Source organism: Sphingomonas psychrotolerans (genome assembly GCF_002796605.1).
GTDB lineage: Bacteria > Pseudomonadota > Alphaproteobacteria > Sphingomonadales > Sphingomonadaceae > Sphingomonas > Sphingomonas psychrotolerans.
The window spans coordinates 3,796,645-3,820,643 of the sequence record NZ_CP024923.1 but is presented as its reverse complement, the minus strand read 5'-3'; the positions used below and the strand labels follow the sequence as shown (position 1 = coordinate 3,820,643).

The 23,999-nt window shown below is 66.0% G+C and carries 23 protein-coding genes; 8 read left to right on the top strand and 15 right to left on the bottom strand.

What is annotated here, in order from left to right; translation table 11 throughout:
• Positions 1–38: 38 nt before the first annotated feature.
• From CVN68_RS17395 to CVN68_RS17385, 3 genes are read right to left on the bottom strand one after another with little or no spacing between them, the layout of a single operon-like run.
• Complete coding sequence (locus CVN68_RS17395; RefSeq protein WP_233503407.1) at positions 39–437, bottom strand: nuclear transport factor 2 family protein; 399 nt, start codon at positions 435–437, stop codon at positions 39–41.
• 14 nt (positions 438–451) lie between these two features.
• Positions 452–1,585: a cobalamin-independent methionine synthase II family protein gene (locus tag CVN68_RS17390; RefSeq protein ID WP_100283318.1), complete on the bottom strand. Its 1,134-nt coding sequence runs from the start codon at positions 1,583–1,585 to the stop codon at positions 452–454.
• Positions 1,586–1,636: 51 nt separating this feature from the next.
• Positions 1,637–2,512 carry a BKACE family enzyme gene (locus tag CVN68_RS17385; RefSeq protein WP_100283317.1) on the bottom strand — a complete coding sequence of 292 codons (876 nt, stop codon included), beginning with the start codon at positions 2,510–2,512 and terminating at the stop codon, positions 1,637–1,639.
• Between the two features lie 115 nt (positions 2,513–2,627).
• Here CVN68_RS17385 and CVN68_RS17380 point away from each other — a divergent pair, with 115 nt between their 5' ends.
• Positions 2,628–3,452, top strand: coding sequence for a helix-turn-helix transcriptional regulator (locus CVN68_RS17380; protein WP_100283316.1), 825 nt, complete (start codon positions 2,628–2,630; stop codon positions 3,450–3,452).
• Here CVN68_RS17380 and CVN68_RS17375 read toward each other — a convergent pair.
• From CVN68_RS17375 to CVN68_RS17360, 4 genes are all read right to left on the bottom strand, one after another.
• Complete coding sequence (locus CVN68_RS17375; RefSeq protein ID WP_100283315.1) at positions 3,449–5,119, bottom strand: GMC family oxidoreductase; 1,671 nt, start codon at positions 5,117–5,119, stop codon at positions 3,449–3,451. The genes CVN68_RS17380 and CVN68_RS17375 overlap by 4 nt on opposite strands.
• 108 nt (positions 5,120–5,227) lie before the next feature.
• Entirely contained in the window at positions 5,228–6,082 is an 855-nt protein-coding gene (locus CVN68_RS17370) for a CmcJ/NvfI family oxidoreductase (protein ID WP_233503406.1), read from the bottom strand.
• Positions 6,083–6,093: 11 nt separating this feature from the next.
• Positions 6,094–6,534, bottom strand: coding sequence for an acyl-CoA thioesterase (locus CVN68_RS17365; protein ID WP_100283313.1), 441 nt, complete (start codon positions 6,532–6,534; stop codon positions 6,094–6,096).
• 5 nt (positions 6,535–6,539) lie between these two features.
• Positions 6,540–7,208, bottom strand: a complete 669-nt coding sequence (locus CVN68_RS17360; RefSeq protein WP_100283312.1) for a glutathione S-transferase family protein — start codon at positions 7,206–7,208, stop codon at positions 6,540–6,542.
• 261 nt (positions 7,209–7,469) lie between these two features.
• On the opposite strand from CVN68_RS17360, the gene CVN68_RS17355 reads away from it, so the two are divergent.
• Genes CVN68_RS17355 through CVN68_RS17345 form a run of 3 tightly spaced genes read left to right on the top strand, consistent with a single transcriptional unit; the run spans position 7,470 to position 10,482 of the window.
• Entirely contained in the window at positions 7,470–8,180 is a 711-nt protein-coding gene (locus tag CVN68_RS17355) for a glutathione S-transferase family protein (protein WP_233503405.1), read from the top strand.
• A 13-nt stretch (positions 8,181–8,193) separates the two neighbouring features.
• Positions 8,194–9,015, top strand: a complete 822-nt coding sequence (locus tag CVN68_RS17350) for a glutathione S-transferase family protein (protein WP_233503404.1) — start codon at positions 8,194–8,196, stop codon at positions 9,013–9,015.
• A gap of 21 nt (positions 9,016–9,036) precedes the next feature.
• The gene (locus tag CVN68_RS17345) at positions 9,037–10,482 is read left to right on the top strand and encodes an aldehyde dehydrogenase family protein (RefSeq protein ID WP_100283310.1); all 1,446 of its coding nucleotides are present in this window, start codon (positions 9,037–9,039) and stop codon (positions 10,480–10,482) included.
• 61 nt (positions 10,483–10,543) lie between these two features.
• On the opposite strand, the gene CVN68_RS17340 is transcribed toward CVN68_RS17345, so the two are convergent.
• A complete protein-coding gene (locus CVN68_RS17340; RefSeq protein WP_100283309.1) occupies positions 10,544–12,685 on the bottom strand; it encodes an acetate--CoA ligase family protein in 2,142 nt (713 codons plus the stop codon).
• A 66-nt stretch (positions 12,686–12,751) separates the two neighbouring features.
• Positions 12,752–13,234: a MarR family winged helix-turn-helix transcriptional regulator gene (locus CVN68_RS17335; RefSeq protein ID WP_100283308.1), complete on the bottom strand. Its 483-nt coding sequence runs from the start codon at positions 13,232–13,234 to the stop codon at positions 12,752–12,754.
• 99 nt (positions 13,235–13,333) lie between these two features.
• Here CVN68_RS17335 and CVN68_RS17330 point away from each other — a divergent pair, with 99 nt between their 5' ends.
• Positions 13,334–14,101 carry an IclR family transcriptional regulator gene (locus CVN68_RS17330; protein ID WP_233503403.1) on the top strand — a complete coding sequence of 256 codons (768 nt, stop codon included), beginning with the start codon at positions 13,334–13,336 and terminating at the stop codon, positions 14,099–14,101.
• 33 nt (positions 14,102–14,134) lie between these two features.
• On the opposite strand, the gene desA is transcribed toward CVN68_RS17330, so the two are convergent.
• The gene (gene desA / locus CVN68_RS17325; protein ID WP_100283307.1) at positions 14,135–15,532 is read right to left on the bottom strand and encodes a syringate O-demethylase; all 1,398 of its coding nucleotides are present in this window, start codon (positions 15,530–15,532) and stop codon (positions 14,135–14,137) included.
• Positions 15,529–16,293: an alpha/beta fold hydrolase gene (locus tag CVN68_RS17320; protein ID WP_100283306.1), complete on the bottom strand. Its 765-nt coding sequence runs from the start codon at positions 16,291–16,293 to the stop codon at positions 15,529–15,531. The genes desA and CVN68_RS17320 overlap by 4 nt, the downstream gene beginning before the upstream one ends.
• Positions 16,294–16,383: 90 nt before the next feature.
• Between CVN68_RS17320 and CVN68_RS17315 the strand changes: the two genes are divergently transcribed.
• Positions 16,384–17,253, top strand: a complete 870-nt coding sequence (locus tag CVN68_RS17315) for a methylenetetrahydrofolate reductase (RefSeq protein WP_100283305.1) — start codon at positions 16,384–16,386, stop codon at positions 17,251–17,253.
• Between the two features lie 22 nt (positions 17,254–17,275).
• On the opposite strand, the gene CVN68_RS17310 is transcribed toward CVN68_RS17315, so the two are convergent.
• From CVN68_RS17310 to CVN68_RS17295, 4 genes are read right to left on the bottom strand one after another with little or no spacing between them, the layout of a single operon-like run.
• Entirely contained in the window at positions 17,276–17,563 is a 288-nt protein-coding gene (locus tag CVN68_RS17310; protein WP_233503402.1) for a formate dehydrogenase subunit delta, read from the bottom strand.
• Positions 17,560–20,403 carry a formate dehydrogenase subunit alpha gene (fdhF, locus tag CVN68_RS17305; RefSeq protein WP_100283303.1) on the bottom strand — a complete coding sequence of 948 codons (2,844 nt, stop codon included), beginning with the start codon at positions 20,401–20,403 and terminating at the stop codon, positions 17,560–17,562. The genes CVN68_RS17310 and fdhF overlap by 4 nt, the downstream gene beginning before the upstream one ends.
• Before the next feature lie 2 nt (positions 20,404–20,405).
• Entirely contained in the window at positions 20,406–21,962 is a 1,557-nt protein-coding gene (locus tag CVN68_RS17300) for an NADH-ubiquinone oxidoreductase-F iron-sulfur binding region domain-containing protein (RefSeq protein WP_100283302.1), read from the bottom strand.
• Complete coding sequence (locus tag CVN68_RS17295; RefSeq protein WP_100283301.1) at positions 21,959–22,396, bottom strand: NAD(P)H-dependent oxidoreductase subunit E; 438 nt, start codon at positions 22,394–22,396, stop codon at positions 21,959–21,961. The genes CVN68_RS17300 and CVN68_RS17295 overlap by 4 nt, the downstream gene beginning before the upstream one ends.
• Before the next feature lie 320 nt (positions 22,397–22,716).
• Between CVN68_RS17295 and purU the strand changes: the two genes are divergently transcribed.
• Positions 22,717–23,577, top strand: coding sequence for a formyltetrahydrofolate deformylase (gene purU / locus CVN68_RS17290; protein ID WP_100283300.1), 861 nt, complete (start codon positions 22,717–22,719; stop codon positions 23,575–23,577).
• A 7-nt stretch (positions 23,578–23,584) separates the two neighbouring features.
• Positions 23,585–23,998: a dihydroneopterin aldolase gene (locus CVN68_RS17285; protein WP_100283299.1), complete on the top strand. Its 414-nt coding sequence runs from the start codon at positions 23,585–23,587 to the stop codon at positions 23,996–23,998.
• Position 23,999: the final 1 nt, after the last annotated feature.

Sequence of the window (23,999 nt, the reverse complement as noted above, 5' to 3'; positions counted from 1 at the left end):
AACCAGCTGCGCCAGCCCGAGATGTCGGCGCTACCCCCTCAGAAAGTAAGCGCGCCGCGGCGCTGGGCAAAGCGCCAGCCTTCGCCGGTCAGGACGAAGCGATCCTCGAACCCGCCGATCAGCGGCGGCGCATCGACACCGGTGAACAGCAGCATTGCGCTCGATCCACGCGCCGCGGTCGCACCCTCGACATCGATGACGATGTTCGAGCAGATGTGACGGGTAATGCGCACCGGTCGCGACCGGAAGGCGGTGAGGATCGCATCCCTCCCCATGATCGGCGCATCCGGCGCGGTCGGGCGCGTCATGCTGCCATCGGCCGCATAGAGCGCCGCAACCTCCTCCCAGCGTGTCGCGTCGCTCAACTGCGCGTAGAGATTGATCAGCCGCGCGCATTCCCACTCGATCGCGCGCGCCTCGGCCGGGGTCAGCCCCATGTCGCGTCCTCCCGTCAGAGCCGCGCGGCGGCGAGATCGGCACCCTCGCGCAGCGCGGCCAGCTTCTTCCATGTTACCGCCGGATCGATCTTGCCATAGCCGGCGAAGGTGCCGAAGCCGCAATCGGTGCTCGCGATCACCCGATCGGCGCCGACGATATCGATGAAGCGCGCGATCCGCTGGGCAATCAACTCGGGATGCTCGAGATAGTTGGAGCAGGTGTCGATCAGGCCGGGGGCGAGGATCTTGTCGTCAGGCAGCGCGGCATCGCGCCACACCGTCCATTCATGCTCATGCCGTGGGTTCGCCGCCTCGAACAGGATCGTCGCGGGCCTGGCGCGCAACACGATGTCGATGATCCGCTCGAGCGGGATGTCATGATCGTGCGGGCCTTCATAATTCCCCCAACAGATATGCATCCGCATCCGCTCGGGCGCGATATTCGCGGTCGCCGCGTTGAGCGCCGCGACATTGGCCTCGATCGTCTTCAGGAACGCCGCCTCTTCCATCTCCTGGTACCCGGTGTGGCGCGACATTGCGAGATCGGGACAATCGAGCTGGAGTTCGAATCCCGCCTCGGCGATCGCCTCATATTCGGGCCGCATCGCGTCCACGAGATCGGCGAGATAGGCATCGTGGGTCGGATAAAAAGCGTTCGCCTGAAAGGCGGTGATCAGCCCCGGCGAGGCCGAATTCATGAAGGCGCGCGCGCCTTCGCCATGCCGATCGAGCGCGGTGCGGAAGCGCCTGATGTCGTCGTGGAGCGGATCGAGGTTGACGAGCCTGATAGGCCCCACGCAATCGGCGCGGGTGAATTCCTGCGCGCCCATGATCGCCGCCAGCTTGGTGCGCAGCTCCGGCAGCGGCGCCAGATCGAGCGCGGGCTTGCGCGCGCTATTACCTCCGAACCCGCTCAGCCGCTCGATGATATAGGTCGAATAGCCGACCTTGCCGAGCTCGCCGTCGCTGACGATGGTCACTCCGGCTGCGACCTGCGCCGCGACCGCGGCATCAACCGCCATCTGCACCGCGCTGTCGAACGCCGCCGCGTCATAGGGCTCCCCCGCGTCCCGCGCGAGCAGCAGCGGGGTAAGCTCGGATCCGCGCGGCAGGCTGCCGACATGCGTAGTGGGAATCGAGCTGGTCATGTTGGCATTACTCCTGGGTTCGCGATGGCTATTTCCCTTTAATGCGGCGTGTCACTCCCGGAGGCCGAGCATCGCCCGCGTCTCGCCGATGCTGGCGACATCGCCGCCCAGCCGATCGATGATGTCCACGCCCCAGCGCACCAGATCGGCATTGTCCTTCGCCTGGCGTCCCTTGCGCAGATAGACCGTATCCTCGAAACCGACGCGGACATTGCCGCCGAGCAGCACCGCCTGCGCCGCCATCGGGAAGGAATGGCGGCTGACGCCGAACCCCGTCCAACGCGCGCCGCGCGGGATCTGGTTTTTTGCGTACATCATCGCCTCGGGCGTCGCGGGCAGGCCGTATTTGGTGCCCAGCACGAACGAGAATGGCGCGCCCTTCGGCAATGCGCCCTTCGCCATCAGATCGTCGGCGAACACGAAGTCGCCCGCCTCGAAACACTCGATCTCGGGCAGCACGCCGGCGTCCTGGATCATGTGCCCCATCCTGGTGATCATCGGATCGAGGTTGATCGCGACGCCGCCCCACAGCTGCATCGTACAGATGTCGAGCGTGCAGATATCGGGCTTCAGATCGAGGATATGTTCCAGCCGCCGTTCGGCGGTGAACATCAGCGTGCCGGGGCCGCACACCGCCGGGTCGTCCGCGCTTTGCATCCAGGTACAGCCCGGACCGGTGGTGACATTCAGGATCACGGCGTCGTTCTTTGCGCGGATCAGGCCAACCACCTCGCGGTAATCTTCCAGCGACTGCGACGGTTCGCCGGTCTCCGGATGCCGCACGTGCAGGTGGATGATCGTCGCGCCCGCATCGGCCGCAGCCAGCGCTTCGTTCGCGACATGATCGGGCCGGAACGGGAAGTTGGGATGTGCCGGCATCTTGGCGCTGCCGGTCACCGCGCAGGTTATGAAGACCTTCTCGGCCACGCTCGCTCTCCTTTGCGGCCTCGGTTATGCTACTGGCATAGAGGGGATGCTCGCAGACACCGCGATGGCCGGGAAGGCCGCTCGGTCTGCCATTATTGAAAGTAACTGGATACGCATGGCGCATCGTGAAGAACTGACCCGTTTTCTGAAGACCGCGCGCGCCCGGCTTTCTCCCACCGATGTCGGCCTCCCGCCGGGAGAGCGCCGACGGACTCGCGGGCTGCGGCGCGAGGAAGTGGCGACGCTCGCCGGGATGAGCGTCACTTGGTACACTTGGTTCGAGCAGGGCCGCGACGTCCAGCTCTCGGTGCCGATGATCGAGCGCCTGGGCCGCACGTTGCGGCTCGACGGCAACGAGCGCGAATTCCTGTTCGCGTTGGCGCAGCACCGGCCGCCCCCGCTGGAAACGCAGATAGACGAGGAAATCCGGCCGGGCACGCAGCATTTGATGGACAGCCTCTCGATTCCGGCCCTGGTCATCGTCGAGGACTGGACGGTCATCGGGTGGAACGCGCTCGTCGCGCGCGCCTTTCGCGATTATGGCGCGCTGCCGCGCAGCGAGCGCAATCTGTTCCGCATATTGATGCTGAGCGATCGTTATCGTGAGGATCCCGATCACTATCGGGAGATGGCCCAGCGGCTCACCGCGCGGTTCAAATGGGACTATAGCCGCACGTCGAAGCCCGAGATATTCGACGCGATCATCGCCGAAATGCTGGAGCAATCCGAAATCTTTCGCGAATGCTGGCAGGAATCAGAAATCCTCGCGCATTTCGAACATATCAATTCGGCCAATATGCCGAGCGTCGGGAGAATTCTGTTCCTGCATACCTCCTATGCCGTCGAGGGCGCGCCCGGCCAGCGCCTGATCCTGTTCGCGCCGCTCGACGCGATCAGCGCCGAACGGCTCGCGAAACTGGCGGCCGACCAGCTCGGCTAGGACGCGAGCGCGGCGGGCAATTGGGTGCCGAGGATCAGGTCGGCGCCGCGTTCGGCGATCATGATCGTCGCCGCATTGGTGTTGCCCGATACGATCCTCGGCATGATCGACGCATCGATGACGCGCAGGCGATCGACGCCGCGCACGCGCAGTTCGGGATCGACCACCGCGGCGGAATCCGCGCCCATCCGGCACGTCCCGACGACATGATAGAGCGTCGATCCGGCCATCCGCGCATAGCCGAGCATGGATTCATCGGTGTCGCCGAAGGGATCGTCGGTCGAGACCAGATAAGGCGCGACCGCGGGCTGGTGCATGATCTTGCGGATCAGCTTGAGCTGCGCGACCGCGACTTCCTGATCGATCGGATCGGATAGATAATTGGCGACGATCCGGGGATAGACAGCCGGATCGCTCGACGCGATGTGGATATTGCCGCGCGACTCCGGACGCACCTGGCACGGTGTGCAGGCAAGCCCCGGCGTGCGTTCCAGATCGAACTGTTGATGGTCGTTCTGCTTCTGGAGATCGACCGACGCCGCCATCAGATGCAGTTGCACGTCGGGGCTCGCCAGCTCGGGCCGCGTCTTGGTGAAGGCGACGATGTGCGCCACCGCGTAGCTCAGCAGTCCGGTGCGGTTGATCGCATATTTCGCGACCTCTTTGGCCAGCCCCCAGCCGTGCGCCATCTGGTTGATCGTGCGATAACCCGGCTTCACTGCCCATTGCGCGCCGATCATGAAGTGATCCTGCATATTCTCGCCCACCCCGGGCGCTTCATGCAGCAGATTGATGCCGTGTTCGCGCAGCACCTCGCCTCGGCCGATGCCGGACAGCTCGAGCAGCTTGGGCGATTCGACCGCGCCCGCGGCCAGAATCACTTCGGCATTGGCGCGGGCGCGCACGGTCCTGCCATTCTGTTCGAATTCGACGCCGATCGCGGTCTTGCCGTCGAACAGGATGCGCTGGGCATAAGCGCGCGTTTCGATGCGCAGGTTGCTGCGCCCCTCGACCGGATGGAGATAGCCGACCGCGGTCGAACAGCGTCGGCCATTCCGGGTGGTCAGCTGGAACCAGCTGACCCCTTCCTGGTCGCGCGCGTTGATGTCGGGCGAATAGGGGATGCCCGCCTCGACACAGGCATCGAGCAGCGCCTGACTGACCTCGTTATGTTCGGGAAAATCGGCGGTGTTCAGTGGGCCGCCGACACCGTGGGTGTCGCATTCGCCGCGTTCCTGGTTCTGCGCGCGGCGGAAATAAGGAAGCACGTCGTCATACGACCAGCCATCGCACCCCATCTGGCGCCAGCCATCATAATCCTCCGCCTGGCCGCGAATGTAGAGAAGTCCGTTTATCGACGACGACCCGCCCAGCACCTTGCCCTTGGGCCATTTGTGGACGCGCCCGCCGGTTCCCGCGTCGGGCTGGGTCTCGTACATCCAGTTGACCTTGCGGTCGTTCAGGGTCTTGCCGAAGCCGATAGGCATCTGGATCAGCATATTGGAGACGAACTGACCAGGTTCCTTCAGCGGCCGATCGTCGCCCCCGGCCTCGAGCAGCAGCACGCGGTTGCCGGGAGCCGCCGACAGGCGGTTCGCGAGCACGCAACCGGCGCTGCCCGCCCCCACGACGATATAATCCGCCTCGATGTCGAACTGGGTAGCCATAGATCCTCTCCGCTTTTGCCGCGAAGCGTGCGCGACCGGCCGAGGGCGCGCAAGGAAGCATGCAGTTCTATCAGCGGCACTACCCGGTACCGCTGCGCAGCGCGGCCGCTACTTTGTGAAATACGCGATCGCGCGGAATTCGTAGCTTTCGCGCGTGTGCGCATCCGGCCGGCCGGTGTCGTGGAACGCAGTGTGCGGCGCGCGCCACGCACGGTCATGGTCGCTGTCGTGAAATTTGATGAAGATCACCTCGTCCGCGGTCATGTCCGGGAAATACCACCAGCGGTGCGCCGGGTTGTGGCGGAAGATGGTCGCGGCCATCATCTGATCCTCGCCCTCGATCGGGGCGAACAGCGCATCGCCCTCGGGAATTTCGTCGACATCGACCTTGACGTTGGGGACGCCGTCATCGTCGCCGATGCTGGCGAATTCGCACAAAGCCAGCGGCCAGTCCTGCGGCGGATCGGAAAAGGTGCGCCACAGGCTGAAGGCGATGAAGCGCTTGTAACCGGGTCCGCCGGGCGCGGTCTTGTCGTAGATCGCTTTGGCGAGACGGTTCGCGGAGGACGTGTTGAAATCGACATGCGCCTCGGCCGCGGGCGGCTGGATTCCCGCACCCGAGATCACCGGCGAGCGCAACTGGCCGCCCATCGGCACTACCAGATCGCAGCCGGTCAGCGCCTTGGTGATCGCATCCACCTCGGCGGGATAGGCGCGCTTCAGCACTGCCTGGTCGCGGAAATCCTCGATCCCGCTCGGCTGGTGCGAGAGGCAGAAACCGTGCGTGTCGAGCGTGAAAGGCTCGGGCGCCAGCCGCGCGTTGCGGATGGTGACGGGATAGGGCTGGTAGATGCCGGTGTTGAACTCCTTGCCCGGCGCCCAGAAGCGCCGGTTGATCCGCGATGTCGGGATCAGGTAGTCGATCGTCGTGTCGATCCCCGCGGGCGCCTCGCTCCTGGTCATCACCATCGCCATCATTCCTGTCCTTGGTTCGTCCGTTCGAACAATGCCCGGACCGTATCGGGCACGCGCTCCGCCTTCAGCCCGCCGGGCCGGTCCGCCGCGGGCACGGTCCACACGCGCTTCTCGGTGCATTCGACGCAGATCGCGCCATCGAGCAGCAGCCGGTGCTCGACCGTGAAGCTGGCATTGCCGAATGCCGGCGCGGCGCTCTCGATCGTCACATTGTCGCCATAAGTGGTCGGGCGCAGAAAGCGCGCCGCGACATCGACCATCGGAAAGCCCGCCACCCCCATGTCGCGCAGCATATCGCGCTTGCGCGGCAGGCCCGCCGCTTCGAACAGCAGGATCGTGCTTTCCCCGAACATATCGAGATAGCGCGGCGCATAGACGATCCCCGCCGGATCGCACTGGCCCCATTCGATGCGGACGCGGCGGGTGAGGAAGGGGGTCATGAGGCTCAGGCGAGGATGTTCTGGCCCTGGCGGGTGGTCTTCTCCGCCATCTCCTCCGCACTCGGGGGCGTGGGCACCAGCAGTCCGCGCTGCGCCGCCGGCCGCGCAGCGATCGCATCGAGCCAGCGCTGGAGATGGGTGAATCCGCTCATATCGACCCCTGCCCAGTCGTGGCCGCGGACCCAGGGGAAGCATGCCATGTCGGCGATCGAATAGTCACCGGCAAGATACTCGTTGTCGGCCAGCTGCGCGTCGAGCACGCCGAACAGCCGCTGGCTCTCGCGGACATAGCGGTCGATCACTTTGGGCAGCTTCTCGTCGAAATAGCGATTGAAGACGGTCGCCTGCCCCATCATCGGCCCCAGCCCCGACATCTGCCACATCACCCATTGGATCACCTGGCTTCGCCCCTTTGGATCGGCCGGCAGGAACCGGCCGAACTTCTCGGCAAGGTAGATCATGATCGCGCCGGATTCGAATATCGCGAAATCGTCTGCATCATGGTCGATCAGGGTCGGAATGCGCCCATTGGGATTGAGCGCGACATACCAGTCCTGCTTCTGTTCGAGATTGGTCAGCGAGATCGGCGTAACCTTGTACGGCTCACCCAGCTCCTCGAGCAGAATCGCGACCTTCCAGCCGTTCGGGGTCTCGGACGTCAGCAATTCGAGCATGATGTTTCTCCGGTTCGGCACTCGATGAAGCAAAGTCCCGCGTGCGCGGCAAGGTAAGTGCCGGCGCTATCATCGGGTATGACAGGTTGGGCGTGGCCGGCAGGCGCCCACGCAGTTACTCCGGCTGATAGTATCGCCAGGCGACTTGCGCCGCTCGACATGCGGCGCCACCGGTTTCGACAGGCGCAATGGCGCGATCGGAGAGGATATGGAGAGTTCCGCATGTTGACGCTGTACAGTTTCGGTCCTGCGGCGAACTCCTTGAAGCCGCTTCTCGCGCTGTATGAAAAGGGCCTCGAATTCACCCCGCGCTTCGTCGATCCGAAGCGGTTCGAGCATCACGAGGACTGGTTCAAGCAGATCAACCCGCGCGGCCAGGTGCCGGCACTCGACCATGACGGGCACATCATCACCGAATCGACGGTGATCTGCGAATATCTCGAGGACGCCTTCCCCGAGGCACCGGCGCTGCGCCCGGCCGACCCCGTCGCGATCGCGGAGATGCGCGTTTGGACCAAATGGGTCGATGAATATTTCTGCTGGTGCGTATCGACGATCGGCTGGGAGCGGATGATCGGCCCGTCGGCGCGCCAGCTGTCCGACGCGGAATTCGAGGACAAGGTCGCGCGCATCCCCGTCGCCGAGCAGCGGACCAAGTGGCGCAACGCCCGCGCCGGCTTCCCGCGGGAAGTGATCGACGAGGAAATGCGCAAGATCCGCCTCTCGATCGCCAGGCTCGAAGCGCGGCTGGCGGAGAGTCCCTGGCTCGCGGGTGACGATTACACGCTTGCCGACATCTGCAACTTTGCGATCGCCAACGGCATGCAGTTCGGCTTCCCCGAAGTAGTGAACGCGGAGGCGACTCCCCATCTGCTAGGCTGGATCGATCGGATCAACGCGCGTCCGGCGGCGCAGGCGATGTTCGCCCGGTCGAAGAGCGAAATGCCCGCACGCGAACCGGCGACCGTATGACGGAGAAGCAGCGATGAACTGGAGCGACGAACCGGCGAGCGGCCAGCTCAGAATGTATCACATTCCGGGCTGCCCCTTTTCAGAACGGGTCGAACTGCTGCTCGACCTCAAGGGGCTGCACGACATCATGGCCGATCACGAGATCGACATTTCGAAGCCGCGCCCCGACTGGCTGCTGCGCAAGACCCGCGGCACCACCGCGCTGCCTGCGCTCGAGCTGGAGAATGGCGAGACGCTGAAGGAGAGCATGGTCATCCTGCGCTACTTCGAGGATCGCTTTCCCGAGCGGCCCGTCGCGAGGGCCGACCCATACGAGCATGCGGTCGAGGCGATGCTGTGTGCGACCGATGGCGCGTTCACCGGCGCGGGCTACCGCATGATCCTCAACCGCGATCCGGCGAAGCGCGACGAGCATGCCGCCGAGGTCGACGCGCAATACGCGCGGCTCGACGATTTCCTGCTTTATTATGCGCCCGACAGCGATTTCCTGTTCGACGCATTCGGCTGGGCCGAGGTCGCGTTCGCGCCCATGTTCAAGCGGCTGGCATTTCTCGAATATTACGAGGCCTATGCGGTGCCACAGCACCTGACCCGCGTGCTGCGCTGGCGCGCGGCGTGCCTGGCGCATCCGGTGGTCGAGCGGCACCACAGCCACCGCGAGCTGATGACGCTCTATTACGATTATTCGCAGGGCGGCGGAAACGGGAAGATCCCCGAAGGCCGCCAGATCTCCAGCTTCACGCTCGATCCCGCATGGCACACCCGGCCGATGCCGCCGCGCGACAAATGGGGCACGCCCGCCACCGACGCCGCGCTGGGCCTGATCCCCGCCTGATCTTTTCCAAAGGAATATTCCATGAAGAGCTATCCGCAACATTACATCGACGGCCACTGGGTCGACAGCCTCGGCGGCCGCAAGCTCGAGGTGATCAATCCCGCGACCGAGCGGCCGGCATCCGAAATCGTGCTCGGAACCGCTGAGGACGTCGATGCCGCCGTCGCTGCCGCGCGCCGCGCGTTCGAGAGCTTCTCGCAGGCATCGAAGGAGGAGCGAATCGCACTGCTTGAACGCGTGATGGCCGAATATCAGAAGCGCGTACCCGAGATCGCAGAGGCGATCGCCACCGAGATGGGCTGCCCGATCTCGGTGGCAATGACCGCGCAGGCAGGCTCCGGCATGGGCCATCTCGGCCATGCGCTGAAGGCGCTGCGGGAATACGGCTTTCAGGAGAAGATCGGCGACAACATGGTGATTCGCGAGCCGATCGGCGTCGTCGCGCTGATCACGCCGTGGAACTGGCCGATGAACCAGATCGTCGCCAAGGTCGGCCCGTGCCTCGCCGCCGGCTGCACGATGATCCTGAAACCGTCGGAAGAAGCGCCGACTTCGGCGGCGATCTTCGCCGAGGTGATGGAAGCCGCAGGCGTGCCCGCGGGCGTGTTCAACCTCGTCCAGGGCGATGGCGCAGGCGTCGGCACCGCGCTCGCCAAACATCCCGGCATCGACATGATCAGTTTCACCGGCTCGACCCGCGCAGGTATCATGGTCGCGAAGAACGCCGCCGATACGGTGAAGCGAGTCGCGCAGGAACTGGGCGGAAAATCCCCCAACATCATCCTCGAAGGCGCGCCGCTCGATCAGGCGTTGCCGGGCGGGGTCGGCGGGGTACTGCTCAACTCGGGCCAGAGCTGCGTCGCGCCGACGCGGATGCTTGTCCACATATCGCAGCATGACGAGGCCGCGCAGAAGGTTGGCGCGATGTTCGCCGCCAAGCAGGTCGGCGAACCGCTGGCCGAAGGCGATCACATCGGCCCGGTCGTCAACGAAAGCCAGTGGAACCGCATCCAGGGGTTGATCCAGACCGGCATCGACGAGGGCGCGACATTGGTTGCCGGCGGCACCGGCCGCCCGGCGGGCAGGGAAAGCGGCTTTTATGTGAAACCGACGGTATTCTCGAACGTCACCCCTAACATGACGATCGCGAAGGAGGAGATTTTCGGCCCCGTCCTCGTCATCATGCCGTATCAGGACGACAATGATGCAGTGCGCATCGCCAATGACACGCCCTACGGCCTTGGCGCCTATATCGCGGGCGATCCGGCCCAGGCGAAGAAGATCGTTCCCCGCATCCGCGCGGGCGCGGTGTATGTCAACGCGGGCGGGCTCGCCTTCGACATGCCGTTCGGTGGCTACAAGCAATCGGGCAACGGCCGCGAGTTCGGCAAGTTCGGGCTGGAGGAGTTCCTTGAGGTGAAATCAGTGATCGGCGTGATGCCCGAAGACGCGCCGGTCGCAGCCTGATCGGCGACAAAAACCCGATCGCGCAAATGGAGCTTTGACGAGGCGGGGCCTGGGCCCCGCCTCAGAGCGTGATCAGCGCGTCCAGCGCAATTGCGCCTTGGCCCTGCGGATAGACGATCACCGGGTTGAGATCGACCTCACGGATCGCCGGCGTCGCGGCCACCACCCGGCCCAGCGCCGCGACGATATCGGCGACGGCGCCTATATCCATGTTCGGCGCGCCGCGGAAACCATCAAGCAGCGGCGCCATGCGCAAAGTGCGGAGCGCGGCGACAATCGCCTCGCGGGTGAGATCGGCCGCCAACAGCTGCACGTCGTGGAGCAACTCGGTGGCCACCCCGCCGAACCCGACAAGGATCACCGGCCCCCAATCCGGATCGTTGCGCGCGCCGACGATCAGTTCGATCCCGCGCTCGGCCATCGCCTCGACCAACACACCATCGAGCGTCAGGTCGGGGCGCGCGACGGCGATATTGGCGGCCAACCGCGCCCAGCCTTCGGCGACCGCGCCGGCGTCCGCCAGTCCGACGATCACGCCGCCCGCATCGCTTTTGTGCGGGAGCGCCGCGGCCTGCGCCTTGAGCACCACCGGATAGCCCAGCCGCTCGGCGGCCTCCACCGCCTCGTCCGCCGTCTTCACCAAGGCGAATTGCGGGAAGGCAATGCCGCGCTCGCCGAGCAGCGCCTTAGAGCGATATTCAGGGACGATGCAGCCTGCGCCGGGCAGTCCCTCCAGCGGTGCGGCGTCCATCGCCGCGACCGAATCGTCGCGCGCGGAGAAGGCCGTGACCCGCGCCAGCGCCCTGAGCGCGCGCTCCGCGGTCGGCAGATAGGGTACGTTCAGCGCACGGAGTGCGGTAATGTCTTCAGCCAGCACGCCCCCGCCCTCGTCGACCCTTGCGACCAGCACGGGTTTGGCCGTGCGCAGGTCGCGCAATGCGTCGAGGACCGCGGCGAATTTGATATGCGAGGTACGGGCATCGGTGTGAATCAGCATGACGACGACCGGGCCGATGCGGTCGTCCGCGAGCAGTGCGGCAAGTGTCCGCCCATACAGACCCGAATCGACCAGTCCCTGCGCGGTCACGTCGAGCGGGTTGCTGACGGGCACGAAATCGGGGAGCGCCGCGCGCAGCGCCGGGCTGTCCGCATCGGTCAATGGCGGCAGGTCGAGGTCGATTGCCTCGGCCAGGTCGAGCATCATCGCCTTGAACGCGCCCGATTCGGCGATCACGCCCGTGCCGCCCGCCGGCAGCGTCGTACACCGCACGGCGATCTCGGCCACGTCGCCCAATTCTTCGAGGGAATCGACGAGGATCACGCCCGCGCGCTCGACATGGATGCGCATCACCGCATGATCGCCCGCCATCGCGCCGGTGTGAGTCGCGGCGCTCGCAGCCCCGGCAGCGCTGCGCCCGGGATGGAGCAGCACGACCTGCTTGCCCGCCGCGCGCGCCGCGCGGGCCACGGCCAGGAACCGCGCAGGCTTGCGGAAATGCTCGACGATCATCGCGATCACCCAGGTATCGGGGTCGGCGATGAGGTGCGCGACATAGTCCTCAACGCCGCTGGCGGCCTCGTTGCCGGTCGAAACATAGCAGCTGAGCGGCACCTCGCGCGTGATCATCGTCGTTGCGAGCACCGCCGCCATCGCGCCCGATTGCGACACGATCCCGACGCGCCGGGGCCCCTCCGCGTGCGCCTCGGGCAGTTCGATGAAGGTGAGCGAGACGCGGTCACAGAAGTTGACCAAGCCGAGACAGTTCGGCCCCTCGACCACCATCCTGGCGTTTCCGGCGATCCGGGCGATTTCCTGCTGGTCGGCAAGGCCCTGCGGCCCATCCTCGGCGAAGCCCGCCGTGAAGATCACCACCGCGCCGGCCTTGCGCCGTGCAAGCCCACGGATCGCATCGAGCACGCCGGCACGCGGAATCGCGAGCACCGCCGCATCCACCCCTTCGGGTAGATCGTCGACCGAAGCGACGCAGGCACGCCCGCGAATCTCGGTGCGTTTGGGATTGACCAGATGGATCGCGCCCGAGAAGCCCTGCCGCTCGAGATTGGCGAGCACCGATGCGCCGAGCGCGCCAGGCTTGTCCGATGCCCCGATGATCGCCACCGAGCGCGGCCGGAGCAGCCGATCAAGCGGCAAACGCCCAGCCACGTCACGCAGCGTCGAACCCGCAATTTCTGCATCGCTCATGTCGGCAACCACTCCCCGGTCGGCTGCGCGAACGGCGCGCCACGCTCTTATCGCGGAGACTGTATGCTAGGCAGACAGTTTTGCAACCCCGCCGCCTCTCCCCCGCTTGGCCGCACCGGCGGCATCGCGCGGCTGGCGGAGCTTGCGGACCAGCGCCACCAGCGCGGTGCGCTCCTCGGCAGAGAGAGCCGCGCTCATGCGACGGTCGGATTCACGCAGGCGCGCGACCATCTCGGCGAGCCGCACCTCCCCGTCAGCGCTGAGGTGCAACGCGTTGGTCCTGAGGTCGCGGCCGGCGCGGCGCTCGACGAGATCGCGCTCGGCGAGATAGTTGATCAGCTTCATCGCACTCGAGCGATTGATCCTCAGCGCGCGTCCCAAGGCGGTCTGATCACAGCCGGGATTGGCGCGGATCAGCAGCATCGCGGTCAGCTTGGCGGGAGTGATGTCGAACGGAGCCAATGTCGCACGCGCGTCGGTCACCATTGTCAGATGCGCCATCTCAATCTGATAGCCGAGCAAGGTCTCGAGGTCGCGGTCCTGCTTCATGGGTGGTCGTCGTCCCTGATTCTGCGTCCGTATCGACGCTTCCGCGATGCCACGCACAAAATCCAGCCCCTGTTGTGGCACGACGATGGCAGGGACGCGATGACGCGGTATAGCGGCAGCATGGGCGACAACCATTCCAGTCCGGTCAAATCGGCGATCCGCACGCTCGACATCATCGAATATGTCGTCGCGCGCGATCGGCCGGTGATCGCGCAAGAGATCGCGGAGGCGCTGGTGATCCCGGTCAGCAGCCTGTCCTACCTGCTGACGACGCTCGTCGAGCGCGGCTATCTGGCGCGCGATGGCCGCCGCTATGCGCCCGGGCCGGGGCTCGAACGGCTCCAGTCCCGCACCGCCAGCTTCACGCTTGCCGAGCGTGTCGCGCCGCTGGTGCGTGCGCTCCGGTTGCAGCTCAATGAGACCGCCTCCTTCTTCATCCGTTCGGGCTGGGAAGTGGAGGCGCTCGTCACCGAGACGAGCGAGCATGCGCTGCGCTACGCGGTAGAGGTGGGATCGCGCACGCCGCTGCATGGCTTTTCCGCGGGCAAGGCGATCCTTGCCGCGTTGCCCGACGCCGAGGTCGCGCGATTCCTGGCCGAGACCGACCGCCAGGCATTCACCCCGGCCACGATCGTTTCGGCCGAGGGCTTGCGCGATGAGGTCGACGACATCCGCCGCACCGGCGTGGCACGGACGCGGGGGGAGCATAGCCCGGGCATCCATGGCATCGGGCGCGCAGTGATCGTCGACGGCGTGCTGATCGGCGCGTTCAGCATCGCGATCCCGAGCGTCCGGTTCGACGCGGCGATCGAACGGCGCGCGGTCGGGCTACTTGCCCGCACCGCCGCGCTGCTCGAAGCGCCGTGACGCACCGGGGAGCGCCCCCCGTGCACCCGTCTGTCAGGCGGGCTGACGGTTCCGCCAGCTCTCTGCATAGGCATCACGCGCCACTTCGGAATAGGGCACGGGGCTGACCACCGCCTTGATCTCGGTCTGAACGTGTTTCTCGACCGTGGGCTTGCGGGTGCCGCCGTCGGGCTCGCCCCATAGCAAGGTCACTTCGGTGCCCGGTTCGGCATGTTCGGCATCGAGCATGGCGAGAGTCAGCATCCGGCCTTCGTTCGCGCTGTACCCGATCCAGGTCGAGACACCGACGAGCTTCCCGTCGATCAGCACCTGATCATAGGGATGCATCGCGTACACCGCCGAGGGGAATTCCATATATTTGGCGCGGTCGGCCTTGGTGAATTGCGAGCTGACGACGCGCATCAGATCTTCGTTGTCGAGCGCGAGCGTCACCTTGCGGCGGTGTGGCAGCCCGGCCATCCGCTCCAGCGCATCGCGGCCGATGAAGTCGTGATCGAATTTGACGAACGGACCATAACCGAGGTCCCACGGCGTCAGATAATAGCCCTCGACCGTTTCGGGCACATAGCTGCCGCCGATCGACGCCTTGGCTTCATAGGAATTGGCCGAAAGCCATTCGCGATACGGGCGCAGCGCCTCGCCGGTATAGGTCGCTGGCAGCGGCGACGGGATCCAGCCCGATTCGATCGTGTTCGACGAATAGGTGCGGCCACCGACCAGCGTCAGCCCGAACTCCTTGCCCGCCTCGATCAGCGCATTGCGCACGACGTCATAGTCAGCCCAAGGACCGAACAGTTCGTAGCCCGGCTGCCCCGCCATGCCGTGGCGCAGCGCGCGGACTTCCTTCCCGGCGATCGCGGTCCGCGCCATGTGAAAGAATTTGAGATCGGGCGGAGTCGCACCCATCGCCTTTTCCAGCGTGGGCATCGCGTTTGGCCCCTGGAGCTGGAAGCGATAGGAGCGCCGGTTTTCGGGATCGGGACGCACCGCGGTCCGCTCGTCGCGCGAGACGGTGACGTTCCAGCCGCCCGTCGCGGCATGATATTCGACCCACTCGATCACGGGCGCGCGGCCGACCAGGTTGAACTTGTCCTCATCGAGGTAGAACAGGATGACGTCGCCGATCACATAGCCATCGGGAGTGACGGGCACGAACTGCTTGGCGCGATCGGGCACGAAACCCTTGAAGCTGTTGACACCCAGCGCGTTGAGCATGGCGAAGGCGTCCGGCCCCTCGACCGCCAGATCGACCATGTGGAACGACTGATTGAACAGCACGCAGGTCTGCGCCCAGGCCTGCTGCTCGGCACGCCAGTTCGAATATTCGGCCGGCACGCCTGGATAGACATTGGGGCCGGTCTGCTGGTTGCGCAGCAGCTCGACGATGTCGCCGCTGGCGTCGAGCAACTGCTGCAGGGTCTGGTCGGTCATGCGGTCTTCTCTCCATGTGACGATGTTGGGGATGGCGTTTCGGGTGCCGCGAGCCAATCGGCGATCGCCGCGTTGAGTGCGCCGGGGGTCTCGGCCGGCAGCATGTGGCCCGCGCTTTCGACGACGGCGAGTGTCGCGCCGGGGATTCGTGCGGCGATATTCTCGTGCTGCACCGGGGGGCTCCAGCGATCCTCGCTGCCGACCGCGATGAGCGTCGGAACCTGGATGCGGGGCAGCAGGCTCTCTACTTCGGGACGGGCAAGCAAGGCCTCGATCTGCGCTTCGAAGCGCCCCATCCCGGCGTCGACGCACATCCGCCGCAGCGGCGTTACCAGCGCCTCGTCGGATTGCCGCGCGGAAGCCACCATGGGCGGCAGCCAGGCGTCGACCAGTGCCGCCATGCCCTTCTGCCGTCCGATATCGCGCAATGCATGGCGCTTCGATGCTTCCTCAGCGTTTGGCAAATGAACGCCGGTGCTGACCAGCGCGAGGCGCGCGACCCGATCGGGCGCAAACCGGAACACCTCCAGCGCCACGCGCGCGCCCATCGAATGGCCCAGCAGCGCGAAACGGCGCGGCGCCGCCTCGAGAACCAGTTCCGCCATCGCGGTGAGCGAGCTCGCCTCGCCATAATCGGGCGCGCCAATTGCGGTGGGGAAAGCACGCAATTGCGACGCGAATATCCGGACATCGCACATCAACCCCGGCAACAGGATCAACGGGCACGGATCGTTCTCCGAGTCCAGATCATTCGCGTCCATGAATGTTTCATCTATACGAATTACATCGGCGGCGCTAGAGCGATCGTCGCGACGGCAGCGAAGCGCGACGTCGCCGCAGGAGGAGCCGTCATGTCGATTCCGCAGATCCATCCCGCATGGGACAAGCCGCCCGCAGGCGTGACCGACGGCTATTCACTCGAGATGACTGCCAAGGACGTGCCGGCGCTCCGCGCCGCAGCACCCCGGATCGCGCCCGAAACCCCGATCGCGATCACTTTCCTGCCCAACGAGACGATGGATGCCCGTATCGCCGCCGCGGCCGAGGTGCGTGCGCTGGGGTTCGAGCCAATGCCGCATTTGTCCGCGCGCCGGATCGCCTCGCGCGCGGAGCTCGAGGCGATCGTCGCGGGGACGGTCGCCGAGGCCGGCGTCAAGCGCGTGTTCCTGGTTGCCGGCGATCCGCCGGTGCCCGCCGGGCCGTTCGAAGACACGATGGCGCTGCTGCGCACCGGATTGTTCGAGCGCAACGGCATCACCGCGGTCGGCGTCGCCGGGCATCCGGAGGGACACCCGACGATGAGCGAAGCGCAATGCTGGGAAGCGCTGGAGATCAAGCGCGCCGAGATCACAGCGCGCGGCATGGCGACCTTGATCGTTACCCAGTTCGGCTTCGACGCCGACCCGTTCATCGCCTGGCTGCTGGCGCTGCGCGCGCGCGGCATCGACGCGCCGGTGCGGATCGGCGTGCCCGGGCCGGCGGGGATCAAGACACTGCTGCGCTACGCCGCGCATTGCGGCGTCGGCGCTTCTGCAAGCGTGATGACGAAATATGGCGTGTCGATCACGCGGCTGCTGGGGACCGCCGGGCCGGACAAGCTGGTCGATCGCCTCGCCGCCCGACTGACCCCGGTGCACGGCCCGGTGCGGCTGCATTTCTATCCCTTCGGCGGGCTCGAACGCACCGTCGACTGGATCGAGGACTACGCCGGCAAGGGCTGAAGGCTCGTCGCGCGGACCCTGCTCAGCCCGCGTCGCTGCCCCCCGTCTCGTCGACCGCGGCGAAGTGCGTCGCCGGCGTCTGCGATGGCGGCGGCCCATTCTCGGCCAGCTGGCGCAACGCTGCCAGCGCGACCGGATCGAGACCTGCCCCGCCAGCCGCGACATGATCCGCAATATGGCGCCGCATGCGCGGATCCCAGAAGGCGGCGATGTGATCGGCGGTTGCGACGATCGCCCGTTCGCCGCCGCCGACTGCGACGTTCCGCGCGATCTGGTTGACCATATAGACTAGCCTGTCCACGCCGCTCACTCGGCCGGCTCCGCCACGATCCGGCGCGACCGGACTCCAATCGCTTCGTAGCCCTCCTGCCATTCGCTCGGCCCGTTGGAGGCGGCGACCTGGACCGCCGTCACCTTGTATTCGGGGCAATTCGTAGCCCAGTCGCTATATTCGGTGGTGACGACATTCGCCTGCGTCGTCGGGTGGTGGAAGGTCGTATAGACCACGCCCGGCGCAACGCGGGTGGTGACGAGCGCGCGCAATGTCGTCTCGCCCGAACGGCTTGCCAGCCGCACCCAGTCGCCATCCTTCAGCCCGCGATTCTCGGCGTCGGAGGGATGGATCTCCAGCCGGTCCTCGGGGTGCCAGGCGATGTTCTCGGTCCGCCGGGTCTGCGCGCCGACATTATAGTGCGCCAAGATGCGCCCCGTGGTCAGCAGCAGCGGGAAGCGCGGCCCGGTCTTCTCGTCGGTAGGCACATAATCGGTTACGACGAAATTGCCCTTGCCGCGCACGAAGCCGTCGATGTGCATCACCGGCGATCCTTCGGGCGCCGCTTCGTTGACCGGCCATTGCAGCGATCCCGCCGCGTCGAGCTTGGCGAAGTTGACCCCGGCGAAGCTCGGCGTGAGGCGCGCGATCTCGTCCATGATTTCGGACGGGTGGGTATAGCTCCAGCCGAGCCCCAGCGCATTGGCCAGGCCCTGTGTCACCTCCCAGTCGGCGAGCCCGTTCAGGGGCGACATCACCTTGCGCACCGGCTGTATGCGGCGCTCGGCATTGGTGAACGTCCCGTCCTTTTCGAGAAAGGTCGATCCGGGCAGGAAGATATGCGCGTAGTTCGCGGTTTCGTTGAGGAACAAGTCATGAACGATGACGCATTCCATCGCCGCCAGCCCGGCCGCGACGTGCGCGGTATTGGGGTCTGACTGGAGGATGTCCTCCCCCTGGACGTAGAGTGCCTTGAAGCTCCCCTCCACGGCGGCGTCCAGCATGTTGGGGATGCGCAGTCCCGGCTCGGGATCGAGCGTGACGCCCCACGCCTCCTCGAACAGCGCACGGGTCGGGCCGTCCGAGATATGGCGATAGCCGGGCAGTTCGTGCGGGAAGCTGCCCATGTCGCACGCGCCCTGGACGTTGTTTTGGCCACGCAGCGGGTTCACCCCGACCCCGGGGCGGCCGATATTGCCGGTCGCCATCGCGAGATTGGCGATCGCTATGACGGTCGACGAGCCTTGGCTGTGCTCGGTGACGCCAAGGCCGTAATAGATCGCCGCATTGCCCCCGGTCGCATAGAGCCGTGCCACCGCGCGCAGATCCGCGGCGGGCACGCGCGTCACCCCCTCCAGCGTTTCCGGGCTGTTGCGCGGCTGCGACACGAACCCCGCCCAGTCGAGATACCCGTCCCAATCGCAGCGTTCGCGGACGAACGCCTCGTCGGCGAGCCCTTCGGTGACGACTACATGCGCGATCGCGGTCAATACCGGAACATTGGTGCCGGGCTGGAGGGCAAGATGGTGCGACGCCTCGACATGCGGCGAGCGGACGAGGTCGATCCGGCGCGGGTCGATCACGATCAGCTTGGCACCCTCGCGCAATCGCCGTTTCATCCGGCTGGCGAAGACCGGATGGCCGTCGGTCGGGTTGGCGCCGATCACCAGGATCACGTCGGCGTCCATCACGCTGTCGAAATCCTGCGTCCCGGCCGAGGTGCCGAAGGTCGCCTTGAGCCCGTAGCCGGTCGGCGAATGGCAGACCCGCGCGCAGGTATCGACATTGTTGGTGCCGAAGCCCGCGCGAACCAGCTTCTGGACGAGGTACGTCTCTTCGTTGGTGCAGCGCGACGAAGTGATACCACCGAGCGCGCCGCGGCCATGATTGTCGCGGATGCGGTTCAGTTCCGACGCGGCATAAGCGAACGCCTCGTCCCACTCGACCTCGCGCCATGGCTGGTCGATCCGGGCGCGGATCATTGGTTTGAGGATGCGGTCCTGATGCCGGGCATATCCCCAGGCGAACCGACCCTTGACGCAGCTATGCCCGCGATTGGCCTTGCCGTCCTTCCAGGGCACCATCCGCACCAGCTGCTCGCCGCGCATCTCCGCGCGGAACGTGCAGCCGACCCCGCAATAGGCGCAGGTGGTGACGACCGCCTTGTCGGGCAGCCCGATCGTCTTGACCGCTTTCTCGGTGAGCGTCGCCGTCGGGCACGCCTGCACGCAGGCGCCGCAGGAAACACATTCGGACGACAGAAAATTGTCCCCCGGCAGTCCCGCCGACACCGTCGAGGCGAAGCCGCGGTCGTCGATGGTCAGCGCGAACGTGCCCTGCACCTCGTCACACGCCCGCACGCAGCGCGAGCAGACGATGCATTTGGAGGGGTCGAAATCGAAATAGGGATTCGACGTATCGATCGCCGCACCGAGATGGTTGGCGCCCTGATAGCCGTAGCGGACGTCGCGCAGGCCCACCGCGGCGGCCTGGTCCTGCAGCTCGCAATCGTTATTGGCGCTGCAGGTCAGGCAATCGAGCGGGTGATCGGAGATGTAGAGTTCCATCACCCCGCGCCGCAGCTTTTCGATCCGCGGGGTCTGGGTGCGCACGACCATGCCCTCGGCGACCGGTGTGGTGCAGCTCGCCGGCGTCCCGCGCGCGCCGTCTATCTCGACCAGGCACAGGCGGCACGAACCGAAGCTCTTGAGATCGTCGCTCGCGCAGAGCTTGGGGATCGATGTGCCGTTTTCGGCCGCCGCGCGCATGACGCTGGTGCCCGCAGGGACGGTGATGGGTTCGCCGTCGATCGTCAGCGCCACCATTTCGGTGGATCGACTGGCGGGCGTGCCGAGATCGCGTTGTGGTTCGTAGCCCATTGTCAGACCCCCTGCGCCACGCGGCCCTGCCCCGCGTCTTCCACCGCGGGCAGGCCGAAATCCTCGGGCCAGTGGCGCAGCGCACTCATCACCGGGTAGGGGGTGAAGCCGCCAAGCGCACAGAGCGAGCCATATTGCATCGTCTCGCACAGATCGGTCAGCAGCGCGACTTCGTCGGCGCGGACACGACCCGCCGCCGTGGCATTGTGCATCTGCGGCAGCGCCTCGACCACGTCTGCCAAGCGCCCGCCGCTGCGGATACGGTCGAGCGTCTCACGCCCGCGTACCGCGCCGAGCCGGCAGGGCGTGCACTTACCGCAGCTTTCCACGGCGCAGAAGTCCATCGCGAAACGGGCCTGCGCGAGCATATCGGCGCTGTCATCGAACACGACGATGCCGCCGTGGCCTATAAGGGCGTCCGCGCCCGCGAACGCTTCGTAGTCGAACGGCAGGTGGAAGGCAGAGGGAGGGATATACGCGCCGAGCGGACCGCCGACCTGCACCGCCTTGATCGGCCGGCCGCTGGCAGTGCCGCCGCCGATGTCGTTGACGAGCTCGCCCAGCGTCACGCCGAACGCGGTCTCGTAGAGCCCGGCGTGGCGGATATTGCCGGCAAGCTGGATCGGCATCGTCCCGCGCGACCGACCGACGCCATGATCGACATAGGCGGTCGCGCCCTCGGCAAGGATGAACGGCACGGCGGCGAGTGTCAGCACATTGTTGACGATGGTCGGCTTGCCGAACAGTCCTTCGATTGCGGGCAGCGGCGGCTTGGCGCGGACCTCGCCGCGCTTCCCTTCGACGCTGTTGAGCAACGAGGTTTCCTCGCCGCAGACATAGGCGCCGGCGCCTTCGCGGACATGGAGCACGAACGGCGCGACGATCGCGCGGCTAGCCTCGATCGCGGCGGTCAGCTTGGCGATGGCGTGCGGATATTCGGAGCGGACGTAAATATAGCCGCTGCCGGCACCTGCCGCATGGGCGGCAATCGCCATCCCCTCGATCAGGCAGAAGGGATCGCCCTCCATCAGCATCCGGTCGGCGAAGGTGCCGCTATCGCCTTCGTCGGCGTTGCAGACGATGTAGCGGCGGTCGGCGGGAGTATTGGCGACCGTCCGCCACTTGATCCCCGCCGGGAAGCCCGCGCCGCCGCGCCCCCGAAGCCCGGAAGCGGTGACGGCGTCGAGAACGGCCTCCGCACCGATCGCGTGGGCGCGCTCCAGTCCCTTCCAGCCGCCGGTGGCTGCATAATCATCGAGGCTAAGTGGTCGCGTCCGTCCGGCGCGCGCGAAGGTCAGGCGCCGCTGCGAGGCGATGAAGGGGTGGTCGGCGATCAGGCCGATCGAAAGTGCGTCCGCGCGGCCCTGGAGGATCGCGGGCACGTCGGCGGCGGTGGTGGGGCCGAAGCCGTGACCATCGATCTCGACCAAAGGTTCGAGCCAGTGCATCCCCCAGGAGGAAACGCGTTCGATCGTGGCCCCGGCCTTCTCGAACGCCGCGGCGACCGGGTCGGCGCCGCAGGCAAGCGCGGCGGCATCGTCGGAGATGCGGATGATCATGCCATCGCCTCGATCAGCGCAGCAAGCCGCGCGTCATCGAGCCGTGCATGGATCTGGCCATCGGCCATCGCCGCCGGGCCGACGCTGCACAGCCCGAGGCAATAGACCGTTTCGATCGCAACGCGGTCACTAGCGGCCCGTGTCGCGGCGGGCACCAGCGCCTCGACCCCGCGCGCTTGGCATGCCTCGGCGCGGCATAGTTTGAGCACCGGGCGCGGCTCGGCGCGCTCGCGGAAATCATGATAGAAACTGACGACGCCGTGGACCTCGGCGCGGCTCAGGTTGAGCGCGGCGGCGATCCGCCGCTTGGCGGTTTCGTCGATACAGCCGAATTCGCGCTGGACAGCGTGGAGGATCGGCAACAACGCCCCTTCCTCCTGCGCATGCCGCGCGATCGCCGCGTCGAGCCGCAAGTCTGCGTCCGGTCTCTCCATAGCTGCAACTTACGCCGAATGTCGCATCGAGACAAATCGTATTTGTATGCAAGGCATACTATCATAGTATCAGGACCGAGACGATTCTGCGTTGGCGACTTTTGCGGCGGTTCCGTGATTGGGGCTTGTGTGGCACTCCGACCCGGCATAGGAATTTCCTATAGGTGAATTTTTCGCATATAAGAAATCAACACAGTTAAGGATCAGCATGGACAGCCAGCCGACGGTGCGAAGGAGGAAGTGGGAACGACGCCACTTATCGCTGCCGTGCGCCTAGGGTGTTGCGCCAAGCTATTATTTCCAACCGAAGGAAGAGCGCCGTGACCGATGTCTGTACCCTGACCTTGTCCTGCGACGACCGACCAGGTCTCGTGGCGACCGTCGCGGGCTTCCTCGCCGCGCATGGCGGCAACATCCTGGCCGCGCAGCAGTTCGACGATCGGCTGACCAACCGCTTCTTCATGCGCGTTGTGTTCGCACTGACCGATCCCGGCGTCGACGTGGTCGCGATCCGGGACGCGTTTGCCGAGGCGGCGGCGGCGCACGGCATGGACTGGAAGCTGTGCGCCGCGGGCGAGCGTCAGCGCGTGCTGCTGATGGTATCCAAATTCGACCATTGCCTGGGCGACCTGCTCTATCGCCGCCGCATCGGCGAGTTGGACATGGACGTCGTGGCGATCGTGTCCAATCATCCGCAGGCGGTGCTCAACGTCTCGATGATGGGCGACATCCCCTATCATCACTTGCCCGTGACCCGCGATACCAGGCCGGAGCAGGAAGCCCAGATCAAAGCGCTCGTCGAACAGACCGGCACCGATCTAGTGGTGCTGGCGCGCTACATGCAAATCCTCTCGGACGACATGGCGGGCTATCTGTCGGGCCGCTGCATTAACATCCACCACAGTTTCCTGCCCGGCTTCAAGGGCGCCAAACCCTATCACCAGGCGCATGCACGGGGCGTGAAGATGATCGGCGCCACCGCCCATTATGTGACCGCCGATCTCGACGAGGGCCCGATCATCGCGCAGGATGTCGAGGCGGTCAGCCACGCCGACACCCCCGACGATCTGGTGCGCAAGGGCCGCGACATCGAACGCCGCGTGCTGGCCGCCGCGGTGCGCGACCATCTGGAACACCGCGTACTACTGAACGGCGCGCGCACCGTCGTCTTCCGGGACTGACGCACAGATGGCGCCAATCACCGATCGCGGGGGCGCGCACGCCGAACTTCGCATCACGGTGCGCGATCTGCCGGTGATGGCAGATATCGGCATCAATCCGCACGAGATCGGCTATCGCCAGCCGCTGATCGTCAGCGTGACGCTGGGGATGGATCGCGTGGCGCGCGATACGATCGACGCCACGATCGATTACCGCCAGGTCGCCCGTGCGGCGGAAGCGCTGGGCGAGCAGCGGATCGCACTGATCGAAACCTTCGCTGACCGGCTCGCGCATGCCTGCTTGGCGCTGTCCGGGCACGCGCACTGGTGCGAAGTGACGATCGACAAGCCACACGCTTTGCCCGCCGGCATCGCCTCGATCACGGCCAGGTACGAGACCGCTGACGCCGCGGCTGGGCGCACATCTGCACCAGGAACTTAGC

What these genes read in the sequence shown, in the direction of transcription:
- CVN68_RS17395 (WP_233503407.1), bottom strand. Translation starts at nt 437, where the DNA reads ATGGGGCTGACCCCGGCCGAGGCGCGCGCGATCGAGTGGGAATGCGCG.
- CVN68_RS17390 (WP_100283318.1), bottom strand. Translation starts at nt 1,585, where the DNA reads ATGACCAGCTCGATTCCCACTACGCATGTCGGCAGCCTGCCGCGCGGA.
- CVN68_RS17380 (WP_100283316.1), top strand. Translation starts at nt 2,628, where the DNA reads ATGGCGCATCGTGAAGAACTGACCCGTTTTCTGAAGACCGCGCGCGCC.
- CVN68_RS17375 (WP_100283315.1), bottom strand. Translation starts at nt 5,119, where the DNA reads ATGGCTACCCAGTTCGACATCGAGGCGGATTATATCGTCGTGGGGGCG.
- CVN68_RS17370 (WP_233503406.1), bottom strand. Translation starts at nt 6,082, where the DNA reads ATGACCAGGAGCGAGGCGCCCGCGGGGATCGACACGACGATCGACTAC.
- CVN68_RS17365 (WP_100283313.1), bottom strand. Translation starts at nt 6,534, where the DNA reads ATGACCCCCTTCCTCACCCGCCGCGTCCGCATCGAATGGGGCCAGTGC.
- CVN68_RS17360 (WP_100283312.1), bottom strand. Translation starts at nt 7,208, where the DNA reads ATGCTCGAATTGCTGACGTCCGAGACCCCGAACGGCTGGAAGGTCGCG.
- CVN68_RS17350 (WP_233503404.1), top strand. Translation starts at nt 8,194, where the DNA reads ATGAACTGGAGCGACGAACCGGCGAGCGGCCAGCTCAGAATGTATCAC.
- CVN68_RS17345 (WP_100283310.1), top strand. Translation starts at nt 9,037, where the DNA reads ATGAAGAGCTATCCGCAACATTACATCGACGGCCACTGGGTCGACAGC.
- CVN68_RS17340 (WP_100283309.1), bottom strand. Translation starts at nt 12,685, where the DNA reads ATGAGCGATGCAGAAATTGCGGGTTCGACGCTGCGTGACGTGGCTGGG.
- CVN68_RS17335 (WP_100283308.1), bottom strand. Translation starts at nt 13,234, where the DNA reads ATGAAGCAGGACCGCGACCTCGAGACCTTGCTCGGCTATCAGATTGAG.
- CVN68_RS17330 (WP_233503403.1), top strand. Translation starts at nt 13,334, where the DNA reads ATGACGCGGTATAGCGGCAGCATGGGCGACAACCATTCCAGTCCGGTC.
- desA (WP_100283307.1), bottom strand. Translation starts at nt 15,532, where the DNA reads ATGACCGACCAGACCCTGCAGCAGTTGCTCGACGCCAGCGGCGACATC.
- CVN68_RS17320 (WP_100283306.1), bottom strand. Translation starts at nt 16,293, where the DNA reads ATGGACGCGAATGATCTGGACTCGGAGAACGATCCGTGCCCGTTGATC.
- CVN68_RS17315 (WP_100283305.1), top strand. Translation starts at nt 16,384, where the DNA reads ATGTCGATTCCGCAGATCCATCCCGCATGGGACAAGCCGCCCGCAGGC.
- fdhF (WP_100283303.1), bottom strand. Translation starts at nt 20,403, where the DNA reads ATGGGCTACGAACCACAACGCGATCTCGGCACGCCCGCCAGTCGATCC.
- CVN68_RS17300 (WP_100283302.1), bottom strand. Translation starts at nt 21,962, where the DNA reads ATGATCATCCGCATCTCCGACGATGCCGCCGCGCTTGCCTGCGGCGCC.
- CVN68_RS17295 (WP_100283301.1), bottom strand. Translation starts at nt 22,396, where the DNA reads ATGGAGAGACCGGACGCAGACTTGCGGCTCGACGCGGCGATCGCGCGG.
- CVN68_RS17285 (WP_100283299.1), top strand. Translation starts at nt 23,585, where the DNA reads ATGGCGCCAATCACCGATCGCGGGGGCGCGCACGCCGAACTTCGCATC.